At 68.9% G+C, this 20282-nt stretch carries 24 protein-coding genes; 8 read left to right on the top strand and 16 right to left on the bottom strand.

What is annotated here, in order from left to right; all coding sequences use genetic code 11:
- Positions 1–61: 61 nt before the first annotated feature.
- The 10 genes from ATO6_RS00730 to ATO6_RS00685 form a co-directional block, all read right to left on the bottom strand.
- A complete protein-coding gene (locus tag ATO6_RS00730; protein ID WP_088622045.1) occupies positions 62–1390 on the bottom strand; it encodes a lyase family protein in 1329 nt (442 codons plus the stop codon).
- Positions 1390–2097, bottom strand: coding sequence for an alpha/beta fold hydrolase (locus tag ATO6_RS00725; protein WP_088622044.1), 708 nt, complete (start codon positions 2095–2097; stop codon positions 1390–1392). The genes ATO6_RS00730 and ATO6_RS00725 overlap by 1 nt, the downstream gene beginning before the upstream one ends.
- Positions 2094–2693, bottom strand: a complete 600-nt coding sequence (gene pcaG / locus ATO6_RS00720) for a protocatechuate 3,4-dioxygenase subunit alpha (protein ID WP_088622043.1) — start codon at positions 2691–2693, stop codon at positions 2094–2096. Before pcaG ends, ATO6_RS00725 begins: the two co-directional genes overlap by 4 nt.
- A 1-nt stretch (position 2694) precedes the next feature.
- Positions 2695–3426, bottom strand: coding sequence for a protocatechuate 3,4-dioxygenase subunit beta (pcaH, locus tag ATO6_RS00715; protein WP_088622042.1), 732 nt, complete (start codon positions 3424–3426; stop codon positions 2695–2697).
- Complete coding sequence (gene pcaC / locus ATO6_RS00710; protein ID WP_088622041.1) at positions 3423–3803, bottom strand: 4-carboxymuconolactone decarboxylase; 381 nt, start codon at positions 3801–3803, stop codon at positions 3423–3425. The genes pcaH and pcaC overlap by 4 nt, the downstream gene beginning before the upstream one ends.
- Positions 3790–4584: a 3-oxoadipate enol-lactonase gene (gene pcaD, locus ATO6_RS00705; RefSeq protein WP_088622040.1), complete on the bottom strand. Its 795-nt coding sequence runs from the start codon at positions 4582–4584 to the stop codon at positions 3790–3792. The genes pcaC and pcaD overlap by 14 nt, the downstream gene beginning before the upstream one ends.
- Positions 4584–5750, bottom strand: a complete 1167-nt coding sequence (pobA, locus tag ATO6_RS00700) for a 4-hydroxybenzoate 3-monooxygenase (RefSeq protein ID WP_088622039.1) — start codon at positions 5748–5750, stop codon at positions 4584–4586. Before pobA ends, pcaD begins: the two co-directional genes overlap by 1 nt.
- 232 nt (positions 5751–5982) lie before the next feature.
- Positions 5983–6978 (bottom strand): threonine/serine dehydratase, encoded by a 996-nt coding sequence (locus ATO6_RS00695; protein ID WP_088622038.1) that lies wholly within the window; start codon positions 6976–6978, stop codon positions 5983–5985.
- The gene (locus ATO6_RS00690; RefSeq protein ID WP_088622037.1) at positions 6975–7802 is read right to left on the bottom strand and encodes an alpha/beta fold hydrolase; all 828 of its coding nucleotides are present in this window, start codon (positions 7800–7802) and stop codon (positions 6975–6977) included. Before ATO6_RS00690 ends, ATO6_RS00695 begins: the two co-directional genes overlap by 4 nt.
- Positions 7802–8488 carry a haloacid dehalogenase type II gene (locus ATO6_RS00685; protein WP_088622036.1) on the bottom strand — a complete coding sequence of 229 codons (687 nt, stop codon included), beginning with the start codon at positions 8486–8488 and terminating at the stop codon, positions 7802–7804. Before ATO6_RS00685 ends, ATO6_RS00690 begins: the two co-directional genes overlap by 1 nt.
- 166 nt (positions 8489–8654) lie before the next feature.
- Between ATO6_RS00685 and ATO6_RS00680 the strand changes: the two genes are divergently transcribed.
- Both ATO6_RS00680 and ATO6_RS00675 read left to right on the top strand, forming a co-directional pair.
- A complete protein-coding gene (locus ATO6_RS00680) occupies positions 8655–9083 on the top strand; it encodes a peptidylprolyl isomerase (RefSeq protein ID WP_088622035.1) in 429 nt (142 codons plus the stop codon).
- 87 nt (positions 9084–9170) lie between these two features.
- The gene (locus tag ATO6_RS00675; protein ID WP_088622034.1) at positions 9171–9758 is read left to right on the top strand and encodes a hypothetical protein; all 588 of its coding nucleotides are present in this window, start codon (positions 9171–9173) and stop codon (positions 9756–9758) included.
- Positions 9759–9777: 19 nt separating this feature from the next.
- Here ATO6_RS00675 and ATO6_RS00670 read toward each other — a convergent pair whose 3' ends face one another.
- A complete protein-coding gene (locus tag ATO6_RS00670) occupies positions 9778–10884 on the bottom strand; it encodes a class II histone deacetylase (protein WP_088622033.1) in 1107 nt (368 codons plus the stop codon).
- Positions 10885–10977: 93 nt separating this feature from the next.
- Here ATO6_RS00670 and ATO6_RS00665 point away from each other — a divergent pair, with 93 nt between their 5' ends.
- Positions 10978–11226, top strand: a complete 249-nt coding sequence (locus tag ATO6_RS00665; protein ID WP_088623346.1) for a DUF167 domain-containing protein — start codon at positions 10978–10980, stop codon at positions 11224–11226.
- 13 nt (positions 11227–11239) lie between these two features.
- On the opposite strand, the gene ATO6_RS00660 is transcribed toward ATO6_RS00665, so the two are convergent.
- On the bottom strand, positions 11240–11494 hold the full coding sequence (locus tag ATO6_RS00660; RefSeq protein ID WP_088622032.1) for a hypothetical protein: 255 nt from the start codon (positions 11492–11494) through the stop codon (positions 11240–11242).
- Between the two features lie 153 nt (positions 11495–11647).
- Between ATO6_RS00660 and ATO6_RS00655 the strand changes: the two genes are divergently transcribed.
- From ATO6_RS00655 to ATO6_RS00645, 3 genes are all read left to right on the top strand, one after another.
- Positions 11648–12370, top strand: coding sequence for a M48 family metalloprotease (locus tag ATO6_RS00655; protein WP_088623345.1), 723 nt, complete (start codon positions 11648–11650; stop codon positions 12368–12370).
- A 71-nt stretch (positions 12371–12441) separates the two neighbouring features.
- Positions 12442–12726 (top strand): DUF6455 family protein, encoded by a 285-nt coding sequence (locus ATO6_RS00650; protein ID WP_088622031.1) that lies wholly within the window; start codon positions 12442–12444, stop codon positions 12724–12726.
- Positions 12714–12974: a DUF6455 family protein gene (locus tag ATO6_RS00645; protein WP_088622030.1), complete on the top strand. Its 261-nt coding sequence runs from the start codon at positions 12714–12716 to the stop codon at positions 12972–12974. Before ATO6_RS00650 ends, ATO6_RS00645 begins: the two co-directional genes overlap by 13 nt.
- A gap of 132 nt (positions 12975–13106) precedes the next feature.
- On the opposite strand, the gene rimO is transcribed toward ATO6_RS00645, so the two are convergent.
- Positions 13107–14471, bottom strand: a complete 1365-nt coding sequence (gene rimO / locus ATO6_RS00640; RefSeq protein WP_088622029.1) for a 30S ribosomal protein S12 methylthiotransferase RimO — start codon at positions 14469–14471, stop codon at positions 13107–13109.
- Between the two features lie 103 nt (positions 14472–14574).
- Here rimO and ATO6_RS00635 point away from each other — a divergent pair, with 103 nt between their 5' ends.
- Entirely contained in the window at positions 14575–16530 is a 1956-nt protein-coding gene (locus ATO6_RS00635) for an AsmA family protein (RefSeq protein ID WP_088622028.1), read from the top strand.
- Positions 16531–16533: 3 nt separating this feature from the next.
- On the opposite strand, the gene ATO6_RS00630 is transcribed toward ATO6_RS00635, so the two are convergent.
- Positions 16534–18156, bottom strand: coding sequence for a tetratricopeptide repeat protein (locus tag ATO6_RS00630; protein WP_141101905.1), 1623 nt, complete (start codon positions 18154–18156; stop codon positions 16534–16536).
- A gap of 142 nt (positions 18157–18298) precedes the next feature.
- On the opposite strand from ATO6_RS00630, the gene ATO6_RS00625 reads away from it, so the two are divergent.
- Positions 18299–18556, top strand: a complete 258-nt coding sequence (locus ATO6_RS00625; protein ID WP_088622026.1) for a hypothetical protein — start codon at positions 18299–18301, stop codon at positions 18554–18556.
- A gap of 6 nt (positions 18557–18562) precedes the next feature.
- Here ATO6_RS00625 and ATO6_RS00620 read toward each other — a convergent pair whose 3' ends face one another.
- A complete protein-coding gene (locus ATO6_RS00620; RefSeq protein WP_088622025.1) occupies positions 18563–19153 on the bottom strand; it encodes a GcrA family cell cycle regulator in 591 nt (196 codons plus the stop codon).
- A 132-nt stretch (positions 19154–19285) separates the two neighbouring features.
- Positions 19286–20182: a DMT family transporter gene (locus ATO6_RS00615; RefSeq protein ID WP_088622024.1), complete on the bottom strand. Its 897-nt coding sequence runs from the start codon at positions 20180–20182 to the stop codon at positions 19286–19288.
- Positions 20183–20282: the final 100 nt, after the last annotated feature.

The raw sequence follows: 20282 nt of genomic DNA, 5'->3' as shown, positions 1-20282 counted from the left end.
TCCTGACGCCCCTCACCCCCCGCCGGAGGCTCCCACACTCTCCACAGGCCCTGCAGCCGGGCTAGCGCCCTCGAGCCTCAACCGCGAACCGTCGCGCTTCGTCCGGCGCGCTGCCCAATCCGCCTCCCGCGCCGAACACCGGCGACAGGTCGACATCGGGCCACATCTCCGCCGCCACCTCGGCCAGCGGACGGCCCTCGTCGCGGACGCGCGCGCAGGCCGCCTTCACCGCCGCCTGCGCCTCGGGGCGCGGCATGTGGGCGGCGAGGTGGAAGCTCAGCGCCTCTGCATGGATCACACCTCCGCCCGCGTTCAGTGCGGCGGCCATCGCGACCGGCATGGGCTGCAGGCCGGGAACCAAGGCACGGGCGGTCTCGACCGCCGCGGCGGTCGACAGGACCAGTTGCGGCAGGCAGAGCCATTCCGTGAACCATGCCCCGCCGTCCCGTTCCTGCCGGGGGCTGCCCGCCGACAGCAGCGCATGGTTCAGCGCCGTCACCTGCCGCGCCAGCGCCACCAGTGCCGAGGGCGCGACGGGGTTCTGCTTCTGCGGCATAGTCGACGACCCGCCGGAGGACCCCAGCCGGACCTCGCCGATCCCGCTTTGCGTCAGCGCGATAAGGTCCTCGCCCATCTTCGCCAGCGCCGCCGTCAGTCGCGCCATCCAGCCGGCGATCCTGAGCACCGGCCCGCGATCCGCATGCCATGAGTAGCCGGGGTCACGCAGCCCGAGCGCCTCGGCCATCGCCGCCCGCAGCGCCGCCGGGTCGGGCCCAAGCTCCGCCCCGGTGCCCGAGGCCCCGGACAGCGAGACGATCAGCCCCGTTTCCCGGATCGCCCCTATTTCCGACCGCAGCGCGATCAGCGGGAACCCCCAGTGCGCCACGACCGAGCCGAAGCTGACCGGCGTCGCGAGCTGGCCATAGGTCCGCCCGGCCATCGGCAGCGCCGCATGCGCCTCGGCCAGATCGGCGAGCGCGGCCAGCACGGCCCCCAGCCCGTCGTCCATCAGCTTCAGCGCCTGCCGCAGCCGCAGCATCAGCGCGGTGTCCATGATGTCTTGCGAGGTCGCGCCCCAGTGCAGGTATTGGGCGTGTTCCGGCGCTTCCATCGCCTTGCGGAACGCGGCCACCAGCGCCGGCACCGGGACGCCGTTCTGGCCCGTCGTCTCGGCCATCGCGCCGGGGTCGAGCGGGATTTCCAGCGCCGCGCGGTGGATGAAGGCGGCCGAGATCTCGGGGATAACCCCCGCCGCGCCCTGCACCTTGGCCAGCGTGCCCTCGACCAGCAGCATCGCGCGGACCTCGGCGCTGTCGGTGAACAGGCGTCCGACGTCGCCCACCGGGAAAAGCCGCGCGTAGAGCTGGCTGTCGTGGACGGATCCGGCCATCAGGCGCCCTTGGCGATCTGGTCGATCAGGTGAGCCAGCGCCTCGGGTTCCGACAGGAACGGCGAATGCCCGGTCTCGATGTCGAACAGGGCCGCCGCGCCTTCATGCGCCATGCGCTCCTGATCGGTCGAGGGGATCACCCGGTCCTCGGTGCAGCGGATGTAGCTCTTGCGCACGCTGCCGAAATTGTCGCCGACCCGGATCGCCTCGCGGTGTGGGGCCGAGGGTTCGGGGCAGATCTGCGTTAGCGCCCATTCCGCGTCCGCCTCGGACACCCCGTTGTACAGCAGCGGCGCGGCGCTCGGGTCGAAGGCATAGCCCTTGCCGTCCAGCGCGCGGTTGAAGCGGGCCCGTTCGCCGGTCTGGCTCAGCGCGCCCATCTTGCCGACCAGCGTGTCGCCGGTCTGGGGCAGCAGCGCCGCGACATAGATTAGGTGCTGCGCCTTGTCCGGCGCCGCCTCGGCCGCCGCCGAGATCGAGAAGCCGCCCGCCGAATGGCCGACCAGCACCGCACCGTCACCCGCCGCGTCGAGGATCGTCTGCGCCTGATCGGCCAGCGTCAGCGCGCCGGGATCGCGGGTGTCCCCCGCACGGCCCGGCATGTCGAGCGCGATGACCTCGTGCCCCTGCCGTTCCAGCAGCGGCACGACATCGCGCCAGCACCATGCTCCGTGGCAGGCGCCGTGTATCAGTAGAATGCGGCTCATAGGTCGAGGAAAACCGTTTCGCCCGCGCCCTGCAAGCGGATATCGAAGCGGTATTCGCCATCGGCGGTCTTCTTCGCGATCAGCGTCTCGGCGCGGGGGCGCTGTTCGATGCGCTTCAGCAGCGGATCGGCGCTGTTGTCCTCGTCCTCGAAGTAGATCCGCGTCTGCAGACCGACGTTCACGCCCCGCGCCACGACCCAGAGCGAGATGTGCGGCGCTTGGAAACCGCCGCCTCGCGCGGGTATCGGACCCGGCTTGACGGTCCGCAGGGTGAACTCGCCGCTTTCGCCATCCGCGGCGAAACGGGCGAAGCCCGACACGGCCGGGTCAGCGTCATCCTGACCGGGAAACCTGCCCGCCGCATCCGTCTGCCAGCTTTCGATCATCGCGTCGCGCAGCGCCCAGCCGGTGCCGTCGATGACCTGTCCCCGGATGGTGACGATCTGCCCCTTGGCCCCGTCGGCGATCGGCGACTTGCCGATCTCGGTCCCGAACGCACCGGCGTTCCCGGCATGGGTCGGCATGCAGCCGATATGCACGTAGGGCCCCGCCGTCTGCGAGGGCGTTTCGCGCAGGTTGTCTAGCGACTGCACCATGTCACATCCCCTCCGGCTTGTTCTCGAACATCGTCTGGCGGCGGCCGCGCAGGACGATGTCCATCTTGTAGGCGAGGAAATCGAGCGGTCGCGACTTGGCCATGTCCAGCGGCGCGACGAGGCGGTCGATCTGGCTGCGGTCCTTGATCGTGTTGACGATGGGACAGCGCGCGATCAGGGGATCGCCCTCGAAATACATCTGGCTGATCAGCCGCTGGCCGAAGCTGTGGCCGAAGATCGAGAAATGGATGTGCATCGGCCGCCAGTCGTTCGCCCGGTTCGGCCAAGGATAGGCGCCGGGGCGGATCGTCAGGAACTCGTAATAGCCGTTGTAGTCGGTGATCGTCCGCCCGCAGCCGCCGAAGTTCGGGTCGATGGGGGCAAAGTAGGTGTCCTTGACGTGGCGATAGCGTCCGCCCGCGTTGGCCTGCCAGATCTCGACCAGGGTCTGCGGCACGGGCCGCCCGAATTCGTCCAGCACCCGCCCGTGCACAAGGATGCGTTCCCCGACGGCGGGGGCCGCGCCCTTGGTCCAGTTCAGGATCAGGTTGTTGTCCAGCGGCCCGAGGATGTTGTGCCCGAAGCGGGGTCCGGTTTCCTCGGACGGGGTGCTTTCCATCGACAGCAGCGGCTGGTGCGGCGACCGCGCCACGCTGGTCTTGTAGTCGACGTCATAGGGCACCGGATGCGCCGCGCGGTCGCGCGGCACCAGCGGTCCGAGGTCCGTGGTCATTGGCCGTCCTCCTCCAGTTCGGCGTAGATCTCCTTGGCGAGCTTGAAGGCGTGGTTCGCCCGCGGCACGCCCGCATAGACCGCGACGTGGTGCAGCACCTCGCGGATGTCCTCCCGCGTCGCGCCGGTGTTCACGGTGGCGCGCAGGTGCAGCTGGAATTCCTCGAAATTCCCGAGCCCGGCCAGCAGGGCGAGCGTGATCATCGACCGTTCCCGCTTGGTGATCGCGTCGGACGACCAGACCGTCCCCCACGCGCCCTCGGTGATCATGTCGACGAAGCCCCGGTCGAACTCCGTGGCCTTCCCCTGCGACCGGTTCACATGCGCGTCGCCCAGAACGGAACGGCGGGTGGCTTCGCCCTGTTCACGCTTCGACATGGCCGGTCCCCGTGATGAAATCGTTGAGGATCTGCGCATATTCCTCGGGCTTTTCCACGCAGGGCAGGTGCCCCGCGCCACGGATCAGCGCGAAGCGCGAACCGGGGATCAGGTCGACCGTCTCGCGCACCAGATCGGGCGGGGTCGACCCGTCCTCGGTCCCCGCGATGCCGAGCGCCGGGATGCGCAGACCGGCGGTCGGCGTATAGAAATCGGTGCCCGAGATCGCCGCCCCGCAGCCGGTGTAGCCCGCGACCGTCTGCCTGACGAGCATGTTGCGCCAGGCGTGAAATTCGTCGGTCTGGCGGAAAGGTTTCGAAAACCACCGCTCCATGATGCTGTCCGCCAGCGCTTCGATCCCGCCCCTGTTCACGGCGGCGATCCGGTCGGCCCACATCTCGGCGGTGCCGATCTTGGCGCCGGAGTTGGAGATCACGACCGCCCGAACGAGATCGGGCCGCTTCACGCAGAGCCCCTGGGCGATCATCCCTCCGATGGAGAGGCCGACGAACAGCGCGTCCTTGACGCCCAGATGGTCCATCAGCCTTTCCACGTCAGACACCAGCGTGCCCATCTTGTAGGGCGCCGGCGTCGCCTCGCTCAGCCCGTGGCCGCGCTTGTCGTAGCGGATGATCCGCAGGCCGGCGGGCAGCAGCGGGACGATCTTGTCCCACAGGCGCAGGTCGGTCCCGAGCGAGTTGGAAAAGACGATCGGCGCGCCGTTCGGGTCGCCTTCGTCGGTGTAATGCAGCTTGATGTCGTCGAGATTGGCGATCTTCATCAGTAAGGGAGCCCCACGTAATTCTCGGCCAGCGACGCCTGTGCGGCATCGGAGGATTCGAGGTAATCGAGTTCAGCTTCCTGCATCCGGTGCTCGAACGCGTTGCGCTCGGGGAAGGTGTGCAGCAGCGTCGTCATGCTCCACGAGAACCGTTCGGATTTCCAGACCCGTGCGAGGGCACGCTCGGAATACCGGTCGATCCCCTCGTCCTCGCCTTGGTAGTGCTGGACCAGCCCGTGATAGAGGTAGTGGACGTCCGAGACCGCAAGGTTCAGCCCCTTGGCCCCGGTCGGCGGCACGATATGCGCGGCGTCCCCCACGAGGAACAGGCGGCCCCACCTCATCGGTTCGGCCACGAAGGAGCGAAGGGGCGCGATGCTCTTCTCGATCGACGGGCCGGTGATCAGCGTCTCGGCCGCGTCGGCGGGGATGCGCCGTTTCAGCTCCGCCCAGAAGGCATCGTCGGACCAGTCCTCGGCCTTGTCGGTCAGCGGGACCTGCACGTAATAACGCGCCAGTGCGGCGTGCCGCATGGAGCAGAGCGCGAAGCCGCGTTCGTGCTGGGCGTAGATCAATTCGTGGCTGACCGGCGGCGTCTCCGACAGCACGCCGAGCCAGCCGAAGGGATAGACCCGCTCGAACTCCTTCAGCACGCTGGCCGGGATCGTCTTGCGCGACACGCCGTGGAAACCGTCGCATCCCGCGACGAAATCGCAGTCCAGCCGGTGTCCGGTGCCGTCCAGTGTGTAGGTCACATGCGGCGCGTCGGTGTCGGCGCCGTGGATCGTCACGCCCTCGACCCCGTGGATCACCTTGCCGTCCATCGCGTCGCGGGCGGCGTAGAGGTCGCGCGTCACCTCGGTCTGGCCATAGACCATGACCTGCTGTCCGGTGTGCCTGCGGAAGTCGATGCGGAAGCCACGGTTGCGGGTGGCGATATAGGTGCCGTCATGTGGCAGCCCCTCGGCATCCACCCGTTTGCCGACGCCCGCCTCGCGCAGCATCTCGACCGCGCCCCATTCGAGGACGCCCGCGCGGATGCGGCCGAGGACATAGTCGCGGGACTGGCGTTCGAGCACGACCGTGTCGATCCCCGCGCGGTGGAGCAACTGGGACAGCAGCAGACCCGATGGCCCGCCGCCGATGATGGCGACCTGCGTGCGCATGAACTCCTCCCTGTTCGCGAGATCAGGGTAGAGATTTGATTGTCTGCGTCAATCAATTTCGCGCGTGGAGGTGGCTTCGGTCTGGGGCTGCGGCCCGTCCGGGAATCGAGCCCGGCCGTGCCGGGACCTGCGGTCCGGGGGGCTGCCTGCCCCCCCCTTGCGACCCTGCGGGCCGCAATTCACCCCCGGGGATATTTATGGCCAGAGGAAGCAGGGGAGCCCGTGGCGGGTGTCAGTCGAGGCGGGCGAGGGCGCGCTGGAACATCGCGGGATCGACGTTGCCGCCGGAGACGAGGGCGATCACCGTGTCGCCCTGCAGTTCCGCGCCGCGCCACAGGGCGGCGGCAAGGGCGACCGCGCCGCCGGGTTCCGCGACGATCTTGAGCCGCAGGAAGGCCTGGGCCATCGCGCTCAGTGCCTCGTCGTCCGACACCGACAGCCCCGGCCCGCAGAGGTCGGCCATGATCGGGAAGGTCAGGTTGCCCGGCTGCGGCGTCACGATCGCGTCGCAGATCGACCCGCCCAGCCGGTCGTTGCGCTGGATGGTCCCGGCGGCCAGCGAGCGTTTCGCGTCGTCGAAACCCACCGGCTCCACCGGCCGCACCCGCAGGCACGGCGCGCGGTCGGCCAGCGCCATCGCGATGCCCGAGGTCAGCCCGCCGCCACCGCAGCAGACCAGCACCTCGGCACTGTCGATCCCGGCCTCGGCGGCCTGTTCCGCGATCTCGACCCCGGCGGTGGCCTGTCCGGCGATCACCATCGGCTCATCGAAAGGCTTCACCAGCGTCAGCCCGCGTTCCGCCGACATCCGCGCCCCGATCTCGTCGCGGTCCTCGTTCTCGCGGTCGTAGAGCACCACCTCGGCGCCGAGCGCGCGGGTGTTCGCGATCTTCAGTGTCGGGGCGTCGGCGGGCATGATGATGACCGACGGCACGCCGTGCATCTTCGCCGCCCATGCGACGCCCTGCGCGTGGTTGCCGGACGAGAAGGCGATGACGCCCCGCGCCCGCACCTCGGGGTCCAGCGCAGAAATCGCCGACCAGCCGCCACGCGCCTTGAAGCTGCCGGTGTGCTGCAGGCATTCGGGCTTCACGAAAACCCGGCGGCCCGCGATCTCGTCCAGGAACGGCGAGGACAGCAGCGGCGTCCGGCGGATGTGGCCCGACAGGCGGCCGACGGCGGCGTCGATGTCGGCGGGGGAAATGGCGAAATGGGTGAGGTCCTTCATCGGATACGCTCCAGCCAGAGGGTCAGCGCGGTCAGCGCCTCGGGTTCGTCAAGGAAGGGGATATGCGCCCGGTCGGGGACATGGGCGACGATCAGGTCGGGGTGGCGGCGGGCCATCTCCTCGACCGTGTCAAAGCTCAGCAGGTCCGAGTTCTCGCCATGGATCACCGCGCAGGGCAGGGGGGCCACCGCCTCGAACAGCGGCCAGAGGTCGACTGTGGTCGCCGCCGCCTCGCCATCGCCGAGCGCCTCGGCCAGACGCGGGTCGTAGTTCAGGCGCAGCCCCTCGGGGGTCTCGACCGAGGTATTCATGACTTCCTTGCGCCAGCGCTCCAGCGGGACGCCGGGAAAGCTCTGCGCGTTCATCTCCATCCGGGCTTGCGCGGCGTCCTCGACCGTTTTCTGCGGCGGGTGCTTGCCGACATAGCCCCGGATCACCTCCAGCCCGCGCCCGTCCACGACCGCGCCGACGTCGTTCAGGGCGAGGCCCAGCATCCGGTCCTTGGCGGTCGCCGCCATCAGCATCCCGATCAGCCCCCCGCGCGAGGTGCCCAGCACGGCGGCCTTCTCGATGCCCAGCAGGTCCAGCAGCGCGAGCGCATCGGCCAGTTCGACCTTTACGTCATAGGTCTTGGGATCGGCCCAGTCCGACTTGCCGCGTCCGCGATAGTCCATGCGGATCATCCGCACGCCCGGCAGATGCGGCGCGACGTAATCGAAGTCGCGCGCGTTGCGGGTCAGGCCCGACAGGCACAGCAGCGGCAGGCCCTCGCCTGCCTCCTCGTACCAGAGCGACAGCCCGTCGGGCGCTGTGAAATGCGGCATCAGTAGATCTCCAGATCGGGCAGGGCGGCAAGGTCGGTGAGGATGTGCTGCGGGCGGCCGGGCAGGCGGTCGACCGGATCGCCGCGCCGGTTCACCCATGCGGTGACAAAGCCATAGGCCGCGCCCGCCGCCGCGTCCCAGCCGTTGGACGACACGAACAGCACCTGATCCGGCGCGGTGCCGAAGCGCTGGCCGACGAGGTCGTAGACCGCGCGGGCGGGTTTGAAGACGCCCACGCTTTCCACCGACAGGCAGTCGTCCAGCACCTCTCCGATGCCAGCCGAGGCCACCGCGTCGGACAGCATGCCCGGCGATCCGTTCGACAGGATCGCCGTCACCAGCCCGCGCGCCTTCAGCGCCGACAGCATCGCGGGCACCTCGGGATAGGCCTCCAGCTCGCGATAGAGCGCCAGCAGCCGCGCCCGCAGGTCCGCGTCGCCGTCGAGGCCATGCGCCTCAAGCGACCAGTCCAGCGCGTCCTGCGTGACCTGCCAGAAATCGGTGTGATCGCCCGCCACGGCGCGCAGCCACGAATAGGACAGCTGCTTGATCCGCCAGTCCTCGGCCAGCGCCTGCCAGCACCCGGCCAGCCGGTCGCGACCCGGTTCAGAGGCGGCGGCGCGGGCGGCGGCGGCCACGTCGAACAACGTGCCGTAAGCGTCGAATATGCAGGTGGTGACGGGCATGGACCCCCCTTTCGCCGCGTGACCCTGCCACGGCGCGGGCCCCACCGGAAGGGGTGGTTTGCATCGCGGCGGGTCATCCCCTAAGTTGGAGGGCAGCGATCCGGGAACCCGTAGAGTTCGGCCCCGGCACATTCATCCCCAATTATCCCAATCAAAAGGAGCGGCCATGACAGAGGCCAAGACCGGCGACACCGTGCGCATTCATTACACCGGCACCCTGCAGGACGGGACGACCTTCGACAGTTCCGCAGGGCGCGAGCCGCTGGAATTCACCGTGGGGTCGGGTCAGATCATCCCCGGCCTCGACCAGGCGATACCCGGCATGACCGTGGGCGACCAGAAGACGGTCGAGGTCCCCTGCGCCGAAGCCTATGGCCCGCGTCAGGAAGAAGCCTCGCAGGTGGTGCCGCGCGACCAGATCCCCGACAATATCGAACTGCAGCCGGGCCTCCAGCTTCAGGTGCAGACGCCGCAGGGGCAGGTCGTGCCGGTGACGGTGACCGAGATCACGCCGACCGAGGTGACGCTGGACGCGAACCACCCGCTGGCGGGCAAGGATCTGACCTTTGCCATCGAACTGGTCGAGATCGCCTGACGAGGTGACGGTTTCCCGCGTTGTCCGGCGGCCCCCCGCGATCTAGCATCGCGGGGCGGAGGCTGTGACCTCCGGCAGGAGGCGGCCATGACGACACGGATCGAAACGCTGCGCGCCCGGATCGAGGCGCTGCAGGACGAACTGGAAGAGGCGATCGCGCAGCGGCGCGAGGACCTTCGCTGGCGGGTCGAAAACGGGCGCGTGGTCTTCGAGGCCCGCGCCCGCGCCCGTCATGCGGAACTGAGACAGCGGATCGCGACCTTTGTCGCCAACGCCCCGCCGCGCCACCTGCTGACCGCGCCGGTGATCTATTCGCTGATCGTGCCCTTCGCCATCGCGGACCTCTGGGTCACGCTCTATCAGGCGATCTGCTTTCCGGCCTACGGCATCCCCAAGGTCCGGCGGCGGGACTACATCCGGCTGGACCGCCACCAGCTGGCCTATCTCAACGGCATCCAGAAACTGAACTGCATCTACTGCGGCTACGTGAACGGCCTGATCGCCTATATCGGCGAGATCGCGGCGCGGACCGAGGCCTACTGGTGTCCGATCAAGCACTCGATGCGGCTGAAGGGACGGCACCGGCACTACGCCGGGTTCATGGAGTTCGGAGACGGCGAAGGCTATGCCGACGGGCTGCGCCAGTCCCGGTCCCGGATCACCGGGGCCGAGTGAGGCGCCGCCCTCCGGGGTGTCAGCCGAGAAGGGCCGACGCCATCTCTCCGATCTGACCGCTGATGAACGTGTCGAACGCCGCGTTCGGCTGCCGCAGGCGGAGCGTTTCGGCCATCGGATCGGGCGCGCCGATGTCGGACCCGGCCAGCGTCGCGATCACGGCATGGCCGCAGAACGGCACGTAGGCTTCGGAATAGCCGCCCTCGTGCACCATCACCAGCCGTCCGCCGCACAGCCGATCCGCCGCTTCCATCATCCGGCGTGTCATCTCGACATAGGTCTCGGCCGTGCAGAGCATCCGGGCCAGCGGATCGAAGGCCGAGGCGTCGAAGCCGCAGGCGACCACGATCAGGTCCGGCTTGTAGCGGTCGAGCGCGGGCAGGACGATGCGGTCGATCACCTCCAGATAGCCCACGTGACCGACGCCCGGCGGCAGCGGGATGTTCATGTTGAACCCCTCGCCCGCCCCCTCGCCGCGATCCGCGATGTCGCCGGTGTCCAGCGGATAGTTCTTTTCCTGATGGATCGAGATCGTCAGCACGTCGTCGCGACCGTAGAAGATGTGCTCGGTCCCGTTGCCGTGGTGTACGTCCCAGTCCACGACGGCGACCCGCGGCGCCAGCCCGTCGGCCTTGGCCGCCTCGATCCCGATCCCGATGTTGTTCATCAGGCAGAACCCGTTCGGCCAGTCCGGCAGGCAGTGGTGTCCCGGCGGCCGCGACAGGGCATAGGCGTTCTGCAGCTCGCCCCGCAGCACCGCGTCCATCGCCCAGCGGGTCAGCCCCGCCGACAGGGCGGTGATCTCGAACCCGCCCTTCGCGAAGGGGGTGCGCAGCCCGAGTTCGCCGCCGCCCGCATCGGACATCGCCTTGAACCGGTCGAGGTAGTCAGCCGGGTGAATGCGCAACAGTTCCTCGCGCGTGGCCTCGGGCGCGCTGCGCGAGTCGATGGCGCGGGTCAGGCCGGTGACGTCCATCAGGTTCTTGAGCCGCCGCTTGGTCTCGGGGCTTTCCGGCAGGCCGCCCGCCGCCAGCGGCTGGACGTATCCGCCAACGGGCAGCGTCAGGGCATAGTTGCCGCCCGCGTGCCAGAAACACCGCTCATCCCAGAAAAAGCCGGTCGCCATGCGAACCCTCCCGTCGTGCTTGCCTTTGGCGCCAGAGGATCGGAGCATGGCGCCAATGACAACCCCCTGCGCGACATCGGTCCGGTGAAGGACCTGCCCGACCTGTCAGACCTCGCCCGCGACGGGGCCGAGATCACCGTGCGCGTCACCCCGCGCGCCAGCCGGAACACGATCCGGCGGGACGGCGATGCCATCGCGGTGCTGGTGACGGCGGTCCCCGAGAACGGAAAGGCCAATGCCGAGGTGCAGAAACTGCTGGCCAAGGCGCTGGGCATCGCCAAGGGGCGGCTGGTGCTGGTGCGTGGCCAGACGGCGCGGGACAAGACCTTTCGGATCGGATGACCGGCGCGACGTCTCAGACCTTGTCCGGGCGCGATCCCTTGGGCGGAAAGACATAGGTGCCCTCGGGCAGGTTCAGCGCGGCGGCGAGGTCGCGCAGCTGTGCCATGGAGAGCGTGATTTTCATCATCTCGTCCGTCCGGGCATCGTATTGCTCGACCGTGACGCATTCGGCAAAGGCGCAGACTGCGACGTCTTCCTGAAGCGGCGCGCGCCCGTCGTCGACGAGGGTGATAACGGTGCAGTCGAACTCGTGCTCGATGGTGAACATATGATGTTGATATGCGCGGGCGGTTGCAAAGCAAACGATTATTTCGGCAAATGCGGACTTCAATTCCGCGTGGTTCCCCCGTGCGCAGGCTGGCCTAACCTCCGGCGGTGGTGCATCTAGGGTCCGGCAGCAAGACGAGGCAGCGACATGGCGATGAAACCCCTGTTTGCCCTTTTGGCAATGGCGGCGCTGTCCGCCTGCGCGGCGGGCGCACCCGGCCCGGCCCCGCGCCCGGCGCCGTCCCCGGCGGCCTACGACAGCAGCGGCCAGATGACCGAGGCCGAAGCGTCGGCGGCGGCGCGCCGCTTCGTCAACGTGGTCCGCACGGTGGAGCCGGTGGCCGAAGGCGAATGCCGCCGCCTGTCGCCGGGCCTGAACTGCGATTTCCTGATCGTCGTCGACGACCGGCCCGGCCAGCCGTCGAACGCCTTTCAGACGCTCGACGGATCGGGTCGCCCGGTGCTGGCCTTCACCCTGCCGCTGATCGCCGACGTCCAGAACGAGGACGAGATGGCCTTCATCATGTCGCACGAGGCGGCGCATCACATCCGGGCACACCTGAACCGCCAGCGCACCAACGCGACGGCGGGGGCGCAGGTGTTCGGCGTTCTGGCCTCGATCGCGGGCGCGGGCGGCGCGGGGGTCGAGATGGCGACGCAGATCGGCGCGTCGGTCGGCGCGCGGACCTATTCCAAGGATTACGAGCTGGAGGCCGACGCGCTCGGTGCGCGGATCGCGCGGGCCGCGGGCTATGACGCGATCCGGGGCGCGCTCTATTTCACGCGCATCCCCGATCCCGGCGACCGGTTCCTCGGCACGCACCCGCCGAACGCCAACCGGATGGACACCGTCCGCCGCGCGCTTGCCTCCGGGTAAGGCTTGATCGAAATCAAGGCGCGCCCGACTCGGGCGGCGTAGATCATCGGCGAACTCTGCAGGAGGGCGCGATGAACACGCTTGGCGACGTCAGCACACATCTGCAACTGGTCCGGCGCATGGCGCGGGCGACCGGTGTCGATCTCGACGCCGCACACCAGCGCGGCGCGCTGGCCGACGCGGAATGGGCCGCGACCGTCACCCGCTGCCGGGGATGCCAGTGCACCGAGGACTGCAGCCGCTGGCTGGCCGAGGGCGAACTTGCCGCGGCCGGTCCGCGCCCTGCGCCCCAGGGCTGCGAGAACAAGGCGTTGTTTGCCACCCTGAGCACGGAGCAGGACGAATGGGATTCCTGAGCTACTTCCAGCGCCTCGACCGGGCGGGACGCCTGTTCAACGGGATGGCCGACCGCATGGGCGTTGATGTCCGCGCCGACAACGGTTCCGAAGCCGGGGTCGCGGCCTATCGTGGCGCGCTGATGCGCTGTGCCAACTGCGCCCGCCCTGAAACTTGCGCCGGCTGGCAGGTCGAACATCACACCGCTGCCGCCCCGCCCGACTACTGTCGCAACCGCGACGTGCTGGAGGCGATGATGCGCAGCTGAGTTTGCTGGACCCGGTTTGGGCGTGGTGCGGGACTGGGGAGCCTCCGCGCCGAGAGGGACGTCCGTGGGTCGAAGCAAGAGCGCCGGTGCAGGGGGGGTGCCCTGCACCGGCGCAATTTTTTCCGGTGGGTGTCAGTCCATCAGACGGCCCCAGAGGTCGTATTCGCCCGCCTCGTCCACCTCGACGGTCACGATGTCGCCGGGCTTGAGCGCCTCGAAGCCTTCGTCGATGAACAGGTTGCCGTCGATCTCGGGCGCGTCAGCCTTGGTGCGGCAGGTGGCGGCGTCCTCGTCCACCTCGTCCACGATGACCTCGATCCGGGTGCCGACCTTGGCCTCAAGCTTCGCCTCGGAAATCGCCTGCGCCTTTTCCATGAAGCGGTGCCAGCGTTCGTCCTTGACCTCTTCGGGTACGTGGTCGGGCAGCGCGTTCGACCGCGCGCCGTCGACGTTCTCGTACCGGAAGCAGCCGACGCGGTCGAGCTGCGCCTCGTCCAGCCAGTCCAGCAGGGTCTGGAACTCGGCCTCCGTCTCGCCCGGATAGCCGACGATAAAGGTCGAGCGCAGGGTGATGTCGGGGCAGTCGCGCCGCCATGCCGCGATCTCGTCCAGCGTGCGGGCGGCGGCGGCGGGGCGGGCCATGCGCTTCAGCACATCCGGGTGGGCGTGCTGGAACGGGATGTCGAGGTAGGGCAGGATCAGACCCTCGGCCATCATCGGGATCATCTCGCGCACATGCGGGTAGGGATAGACGTAGTGCATCCGCACCCAAGCCCCGAGCTGGCCCAGTTCCCGCGCCAGCGGCAGGATCGGCGCCTTGTCGTCACGATCCTTCCAGTCGGTGCCATAGGCCGACGTGTCCTGGCTGATGACCAGCAGCTCCTTCACCCCGGCCTCGACCAGCTTCTCGGCCTCGCGCACCACCGCCTTCATCGGGCGGGACTGCAGGCGGCCGCGCATGTCGGGGATGATGCAGAACTTGCACTTGTGGTTACAGCCCTCGGAAATCTTCAGGTAGCTGTAGTGCCTCGGCGTCAGGCTGACGCCCGACGCGGGCAGCAGGTCGATGAACGGATCGGGGTCGGGCGGCACCGCTCTGTGCACGGCATCCAGCACCTGTTCGTATTGATGCGGCCCGGTGACGGCCAGCACCTTGGGATGCGCGCCGGTGATGAACTCGGGCTCTGCGCCCAGACAGCCGGTGACGATCACACGTCCGTTCGAGGTCAGCGCCTCGCCGATGGCGTCGAGGCTTTCGGCCTTGGCGCTGTCGAGAAAGCCGCAGGTGTTCACGATCACCGCGTCGGCGCCCGCGTAATCGGGGCTGATGGCATAGCCCTCGGCGCGCAGCCGGGTCAGGATGCGTTCGCTGTCGACCAGCGCCTTGGGACAGCCGAGCGAAACCATCCCAATCGCGGGCTGGCCGGGACGGCGGGTGGTGTCGAAGCGGGGCGCGGGCGCGATGTCGGGCCGCAGGTTTGGCGGGTTCTGGCTCATACGCGCCCTATAGCGCGAGTCGCGCGGCACGGAAACGGGGCGCGCTTGTGCGGGGATTCTGGTAAGGTAGAATTGAGGTGAGCAGTCAAAAAGGGGGTGCGACATGCGCCTGATCCGTTGGATCGTGATCGCCGTCGTGGCGGTCGTTGTCATCATGGCCGGGGCGGTGTTCTTTCTGCCCGGCGACCGCATCGCGCGGATCGCCGCGGACCAGATCCGCGCACAGACCGGGCGGGCGGTGACCTTCTCGGGCGAGACCAAGGTGACCTACTGGCCCGTTCTGGGCGTGACGACCGGCGCGGTCGAGGTCGCGAATGCCGACTGGTCCGACAAGGGGCCAATGTTCAGGGCCGCCGGGCTGAAGATCGGGGTCGAGACGGCGGCGCTCTGGGGCGGTGCGGTCCGGATCACGGAACTTGAGGCGATCCGGCCCGAGATCCTGCTGGAAAAGGCCAGGGACGGGCGCGCGAACTGGGATTTCGGTTCCGGCGGCGGGACGTCCGCGGGCACGGGCGGCAGCGACACGGCGGCGCAGTCGGGCGGCATGTCCGCCCGTGACGTGCGGCTGGACAAGGCCCGCATCCAGAACGCCCGGCTGACGATCATCGACGCCGGGGCGGGCACGCGGCAGAGCTTTCAGGACGTGGACATCGCGCTCGACTGGCCGGAACGGTCGGGGCCGGTGGCCTTCGACGTCACCATCCGCCCGGCGGGCGAGCCGGTGCGGGTCAAGGGCAGCCTCGCCGCGATGGACCCGCTGCTCGACGGCAAGATGACCGGCGTGGCCTTCGACCTGACCGCCCCCGGCGGCACGGCGCGGTTCGACGGGCAGGTCAGCACGGCGGGCGCGGCGCAGGGCAAGGTCAGCGCCGATCTGGGCGAGACGGCGAAGTTCACCAACGCGCTCGGCGCCGGACCGGTGGACCTGCCACGCGGGCTGGGGCGCAGCGCGAAGGTGTCGGGCGATCTGAACTACAAGGGCGACAGCCTCGCGTTTTCGGACGGCAAGGCGACGCTGGACATGAACACGCTGGCGTTCAACGCCAACGTGACGCTGGCGGGCAAGCCCTACGTCAAGGCGAACGTCGCCGCCGGGGCGCTGGACCTGACGGCGCTCGGGGGCTCCGGCGGTGGTGGCGGCGGGTCGGGTGGCGCCTCGGACGGCTGGTCGCGCGATCCGATCGACCTGTCGGCGCTTTCGGCGATCAACGGCGAAATCGGTCTGACCGCGGACAGCATCGACCTTGGCGGGCTCAAGCCGACGTCCGTCAGCACGCTGACCACCATCGACAATGCCCGCGCGGCGACCGCGATCCGCAGCCTGTCGATCTTCGGCGGCCAGATCGGCGGCGAGGTCGTGCTGAACAACCGCAGCGGCTTTTCCACCGGCGGGACGGTGAACGTCGCGGGCGTCGACCTGCAGCGCCTGCTGACCGACATGGCCGGGGTCGACCGCCTGACCGGCAGCGCGGACGGACAGCTGAAGTTCCTCGCATCCGGCAATTCGATGGCCGCGCTGATGAACAGCCTGTCGGGCAGCGGCAACCTGAAGACCGGGCAGGGCCGCATCCTCGGGATCGACCTCGATCAGCTGTTCCGCACGGGGCAGGGCGCGGGGGGGACGACGATCTTCGACAGCCTCACCGCATCCTGGACCATCGAGGGCGGAAACCTCGTGAACCGTGATCTGGACATGAAGCTCGCCTCGATCCAGGCCAGGGGCGAGGGCCGCGTCGGCATCGGTGCGCGCGACATCGACTACCTGTTCACGCCGATCTCGCTCAAGGCCCGCGACGGGCGGGGCGTGGCGATCCCGATCCGCATCAAGGGCCCGTGGGCCGCGCCGCGCATCCTGCCGGACCTCGAAAAGGCGATCCAGCTGAACCTCGACGAGGAGAAGAAGGCGCTGGAGGCCAAGGCGCGGCAGGAGGTCGAGAAGAAAGTGACCGAGACGCTGGGGGTGACCAAGCAGGAGGGCGAAAGCACCGAGGACGCGATCCGGCGCAAGCTGGAGCAGGAGGCGCTGAAGGGGCTGGGCAAACTGCTGGGCGGAAACTGAGGATCAATCCTCGGCCAGTCCGATCATGCGGATCCGGTCGGCGTGCTGCTCGTTCCCCTCCCAGAAGGTGCGGGGAAAGCTCTGCTGGAACCGCGTCAGCGTCAGGCCGGGGTAGCTCTGCAACAGGAGCTGCACCTCGGCCCGCGCCTCATCCATCCGGTCCGCGCCGAGCAGGGTCAGCAGCATCGTGCGCCTGATCCACGGCGCCTGCGGGTTCTCTCGCATCGCCTGACGGTGATAGGCCAGCGCGGTGTCGTAGTCGCCCATGATGCGATAGGCCGACCCGCGCGCGACGAGCGAACTGAAGCGGAACGGGTCGAGCGGGCTGAGTTGATCCGCCCGGTCGAGCGGCGGCAGCACTTCGGGTCCGCGCCCCGCCGCCACGTGCGACCAGCCACGCCGCAGCCAGCCCCATGCATTGTTCGGGTCGATTTCCAGCGCGCGGTCGATGAAATGGTTCCCGATCGCGGCGTCGGTCGAGCTGAAGGCGAAGGTGGCCCCGATGGCGACCAGCGTCGGCGGATGGTCCTCGGCATGCAGCGCGGCGGTTTCGGCCAGTTCCAGAGCGCGTTCGTGATCGCCAAGCGGATCGTCGGACCACATGTAGGTGGGCATATGGGCGACCGCCCACGCCTTGTAGGCCAGTGCGGGGGCGTGCGTCGGTTCCCGTGCGATGGCTTGGTCGAGGATGCGGATCGCGGCCTCGATGCTGTCCTTGCGGCTGGCCCAGAACAGCGGCAGGGCGGAGAGCGTCAGTTCGTAGGCGGTGCGATCCTCGGCCCGGACACGCCCGATCCGCGCGATCTCGGCCGAGCGCAGGTGCGGCGAGACCTGCCCGGCCACCAGCGCGGCGACCCGGTCCTGAAGGTCGAACAGGTCGTCCTGCCGGTCGTCCAGCCGCTCGCTCCATATGGTGTGGCCGTCCGCGCCTCGGATCAGCTGGACCGAGATGCGCACACGGTCGCCCGACCTACGGACACTGCCTTCGACCACGTAGTCTGCGCCGAGCTTCGCCGCGATCTCGGGGACCGGCAGGGCAAGGCCGCGCAGGGCGAACGCCGACTGGCGGGCGATGGTGTCGAAGTCGCGGTTGCGGGACAGGGCCGAGGTGATTTCTTCGACCACGCCGTCGGCGAACATGTCCGCCTCGGGCGCGCCGAGCTCCTCGAAGGGCATCACGGCCAGCGTGGGCGTGTTTGAGGCGGGGATGGCGGGTGGCGCGGCGGCGGGCTGTGGCACATCGGCATTGCGCATCGTGCGCAGCCAGTCCTCGAACGCCTCGGACGGCAGGTCGAACCCTTCGAGCAGAGTGCCCGGTCCCGGTTCAACGACGATGCGCGCGGGATCGAGCGAGACGCTCTGCCGCGAGGCAGTCATCAGGCCCTCCGGCAGTATCCGGCGCATGACCGAAAGCTCCTGCCGCAACGAGGCGCGGGCCTGCGCCTCGGCCCGGTCGGACCACAGCAGATCGGCCAGCAGCCCGCGTTCCGCCTGCATGTCCGGCTGGGTCGAAAGGTAGGCCAGCATCGCCTGCGCCCTGCGCGAAAGACCCTCGACCGCACGACCCTCGCCGTCGCGCACCGACAGCATACCGTTCAGCCTGAGTCTCAGCGCGGGTGGCTTCAATGCGTCTGCGCTCCGTTTTTACGTTCGCGGGACCGTATTTGACGGAGATATTGCACGCCGGGCGCGGCTTTTCACCACCGGAATTACGCTGGCCTGACGGCAGGGGCGCAATCTGGGGTCACCCAACACGGAGGACACGGACATGACCCACACATCCCAGATCACCCGCTTCGCCCCGGCCACCGCTGCCGTGGATACCCGCAAGACGCCGCTCTGGCTGCGGCTGCTGAACCGGCTGGCCAATGCCGACCGCCGGTATCGCGAGGAGCGGCGACTGCGCGAGATGACGGCGGACCGGCTGGATGACCTGAGCATCCCGCGCGAGACGCGCGAGCACTACCGCCGTCAGGCAATCATAGCGCGCGACAAGATCTCACCGCCGATCCGGATGATCCTGTAATGCGCCTCAGCGCCGCCGGTCACGGCGCGAGGACATCGGCTGGAACGCGACGCCGACATGGGCCTCGCAATAGGGCTTGCCCGCCTGGACGGGCAGGCCGCAGAACCAGAAGTCCGGCGTGGCCGGATCGCCGACCGGCCATTTGCAGGTCCGCTCGGTCAGTTCCATCAGCGTCAGCTTCTTGGCCTTCTTCTCGATCTCGCTGACCTTGGCCAGCGCCTCGGGGCTGATCTCGTTCGCGGACGGCTGCGGCGGCAGGGGCTGACCCGCGGGGATGATCGCCTTGCGCGCCGGGCTGGGCGCGGCGGCGGCGGTTTCCTCTTCCGGCTCTTCCGCCGGACGGGGCGCGGCTGCGGCGGGTTTCGGCGCGGGGCGTGCGGCGGCATTGGCCGGGGCCTTGGGCTTTTCCTCGACCTTCTTCTCGGGCGCGGTCGTCGTGGCGGCCCCGCCGGAGCGGTTCGACAGGCCCAGACGATGCACCTTGCCGATCACCGCGTTCCGGGTCACGCCGCCAAGCTCTTTCGCGATCTGGGAGGCCGACTGGCCCTCGCTCCACATCTTCTTGAGCAGTTCGACGCGTTCATCGGTCCAAGACATGAGATCTTCCTGATGGCTTATGGCAGAGGGGCGGCACCGTCTGGCCCGCCCCGGAATTCCTAGAGCGCCCCATTCTAGGCATACGAGCGGCAGAGACAAGCGAATGATTCGGCCCCGGCTACCGCTTGCCGATCAGGCGACCGGGACACCCCGCCTGCGCAGGACCGCCTCGCGCCATGCCAGCGCGATGCCGCCCGCCACGATGATCGCCGCGCCGGTCCACGAGACCGCGTCGGGCAGCACGCCGAAGATCAGAGCGTCGTAAAGCGCCGCGAACAGGAGCGTGGCGTAGGAGAAGGGGATGACGAAGCTCGCCTCGGCCCGCGCGACCGCGTTGATGTAGCAGTATTGTGCGGTCGCCATCACAAGTCCGATCCCCGCAAGCGCGGCCCACTGGGCGGGCGTCGGCATCTGCCAGAACGGCAGGACGGCGAGTGACGAGATCACCACGCCGAGGCCGTTGTTGATCAGCAGGATCTGCAGGGGACGTTCCCGGCCCGACAGGAACTTCACCGCGATCACCTCGGCCCCCATCATCAGGGCGGCGCCAAGGGCGAGGAAGGCCGCCGGACGGAACGCCTCGGGCGTCGGGCGCAGCAGGACCAGCGCGCCGATCAGGGCGATGGCCGCCGCGCCCCAGCGGATCGGGCCGACCTTCTCGCCGAGGATCGGGATCGCGAGGACCATGGCGAAGACCGGGTTCAGGAAGCTGATCGCGGTCGCGTCCGACAGCGGCAGGAACGCCGCCGCCGCGAACATCAGGCTGACGCCGCCCCAGCCGAAGAACGTCCTGAGCGCATGTGCCCGCCAGGCCGGGCTCTGGACCCGCAGACGCCGCGCGAGGGCGATGGAGGAGATCGCGATGAAGGCGAATATGAACCGCCCGTTCGACACCTGAAGCGGATGCAGCGACGGGCCGAGATGCCCCGCGCCGATGGCCTTGGCCAGCAAAGTCGTCATCGCGATGCAGGCGGTCGCCAGAAGCATCAGCTGGATGGCCAGAGAGGGGGCGGGGCGGGGCGCGATCATGCGGATCCTCTGCCGCCCGCGCGGGAAAAGGCCAAGGGCAAATGCGCCCCTGCACTGTGCAATCCCGCGCATCCGGGGCTGCGCTGCATTTACATGAAAT

The sequence above is a fragment of the Oceanicola sp. 22II-s10i genome (assembly GCF_002210105.1).
GTDB lineage: Bacteria > Pseudomonadota > Alphaproteobacteria > Rhodobacterales > Rhodobacteraceae > Pseudooceanicola.
Note: the sequence above shows the minus strand (reverse complement) of the source record. Positions and strands in the feature narration are given on the sequence as shown.

Coding starts and splice junctions, on each gene's coding strand:
- ATO6_RS00650 (WP_088622031.1), top strand. CDS start 12,442: ATGAACACGCTTGGCGACGTCAGCACACATCTGCAACTGGTCCGGCGC.
- ATO6_RS00725 (WP_088622044.1), bottom strand. CDS start 2,097: ATGAGCCGCATTCTACTGATACACGGCGCCTGCCACGGAGCATGGTGC.
- pcaD (WP_088622040.1), bottom strand. CDS start 4,584: ATGAAGATCGCCAATCTCGACGACATCAAGCTGCATTACACCGACGAA.
- ATO6_RS00690 (WP_088622037.1), bottom strand. CDS start 7,802: ATGCCGCATTTCACAGCGCCCGACGGGCTGTCGCTCTGGTACGAGGAG.
- pobA (WP_088622039.1), bottom strand. CDS start 5,750: ATGCGCACGCAGGTCGCCATCATCGGCGGCGGGCCATCGGGTCTGCTG.
- ATO6_RS00645 (WP_088622030.1), top strand. CDS start 12,714: ATGGGATTCCTGAGCTACTTCCAGCGCCTCGACCGGGCGGGACGCCTG.
- ATO6_RS00670 (WP_088622033.1), bottom strand. CDS start 10,884: ATGGCGACCGGCTTTTTCTGGGATGAGCGGTGTTTCTGGCACGCGGGC.
- ATO6_RS00685 (WP_088622036.1), bottom strand. CDS start 8,488: ATGCCCGTCACCACCTGCATATTCGACGCTTACGGCACGTTGTTCGAC.
- ATO6_RS00615 (WP_088622024.1), bottom strand. CDS start 20,182: ATGATCGCGCCCCGCCCCGCCCCCTCTCTGGCCATCCAGCTGATGCTT.
- ATO6_RS00620 (WP_088622025.1), bottom strand. CDS start 19,153: ATGTCTTGGACCGATGAACGCGTCGAACTGCTCAAGAAGATGTGGAGC.
- ATO6_RS00660 (WP_088622032.1), bottom strand. CDS start 11,494: ATGTTCACCATCGAGCACGAGTTCGACTGCACCGTTATCACCCTCGTC.
- pcaC (WP_088622041.1), bottom strand. CDS start 3,803: ATGTCGAAGCGTGAACAGGGCGAAGCCACCCGCCGTTCCGTTCTGGGC.
- pcaH (WP_088622042.1), bottom strand. CDS start 3,426: ATGACCACGGACCTCGGACCGCTGGTGCCGCGCGACCGCGCGGCGCAT.
- ATO6_RS00655 (WP_088623345.1), top strand. CDS start 11,648: ATGAAACCCCTGTTTGCCCTTTTGGCAATGGCGGCGCTGTCCGCCTGC.
- rimO (WP_088622029.1), bottom strand. CDS start 14,471: ATGAGCCAGAACCCGCCAAACCTGCGGCCCGACATCGCGCCCGCGCCC.
- pcaG (WP_088622043.1), bottom strand. CDS start 2,693: ATGGTGCAGTCGCTAGACAACCTGCGCGAAACGCCCTCGCAGACGGCG.
- ATO6_RS00730 (WP_088622045.1), bottom strand. CDS start 1,390: ATGGCCGGATCCGTCCACGACAGCCAGCTCTACGCGCGGCTTTTCCCG.
- ATO6_RS00635 (WP_088622028.1), top strand. CDS start 14,575: ATGCGCCTGATCCGTTGGATCGTGATCGCCGTCGTGGCGGTCGTTGTC.
- ATO6_RS00680 (WP_088622035.1), top strand. CDS start 8,655: ATGACAGAGGCCAAGACCGGCGACACCGTGCGCATTCATTACACCGGC.
- ATO6_RS00695 (WP_088622038.1), bottom strand. CDS start 6,978: ATGAAGGACCTCACCCATTTCGCCATTTCCCCCGCCGACATCGACGCC.
- ATO6_RS00675 (WP_088622034.1), top strand. CDS start 9,171: ATGACGACACGGATCGAAACGCTGCGCGCCCGGATCGAGGCGCTGCAG.
- ATO6_RS00625 (WP_088622026.1), top strand. CDS start 18,299: ATGACCCACACATCCCAGATCACCCGCTTCGCCCCGGCCACCGCTGCC.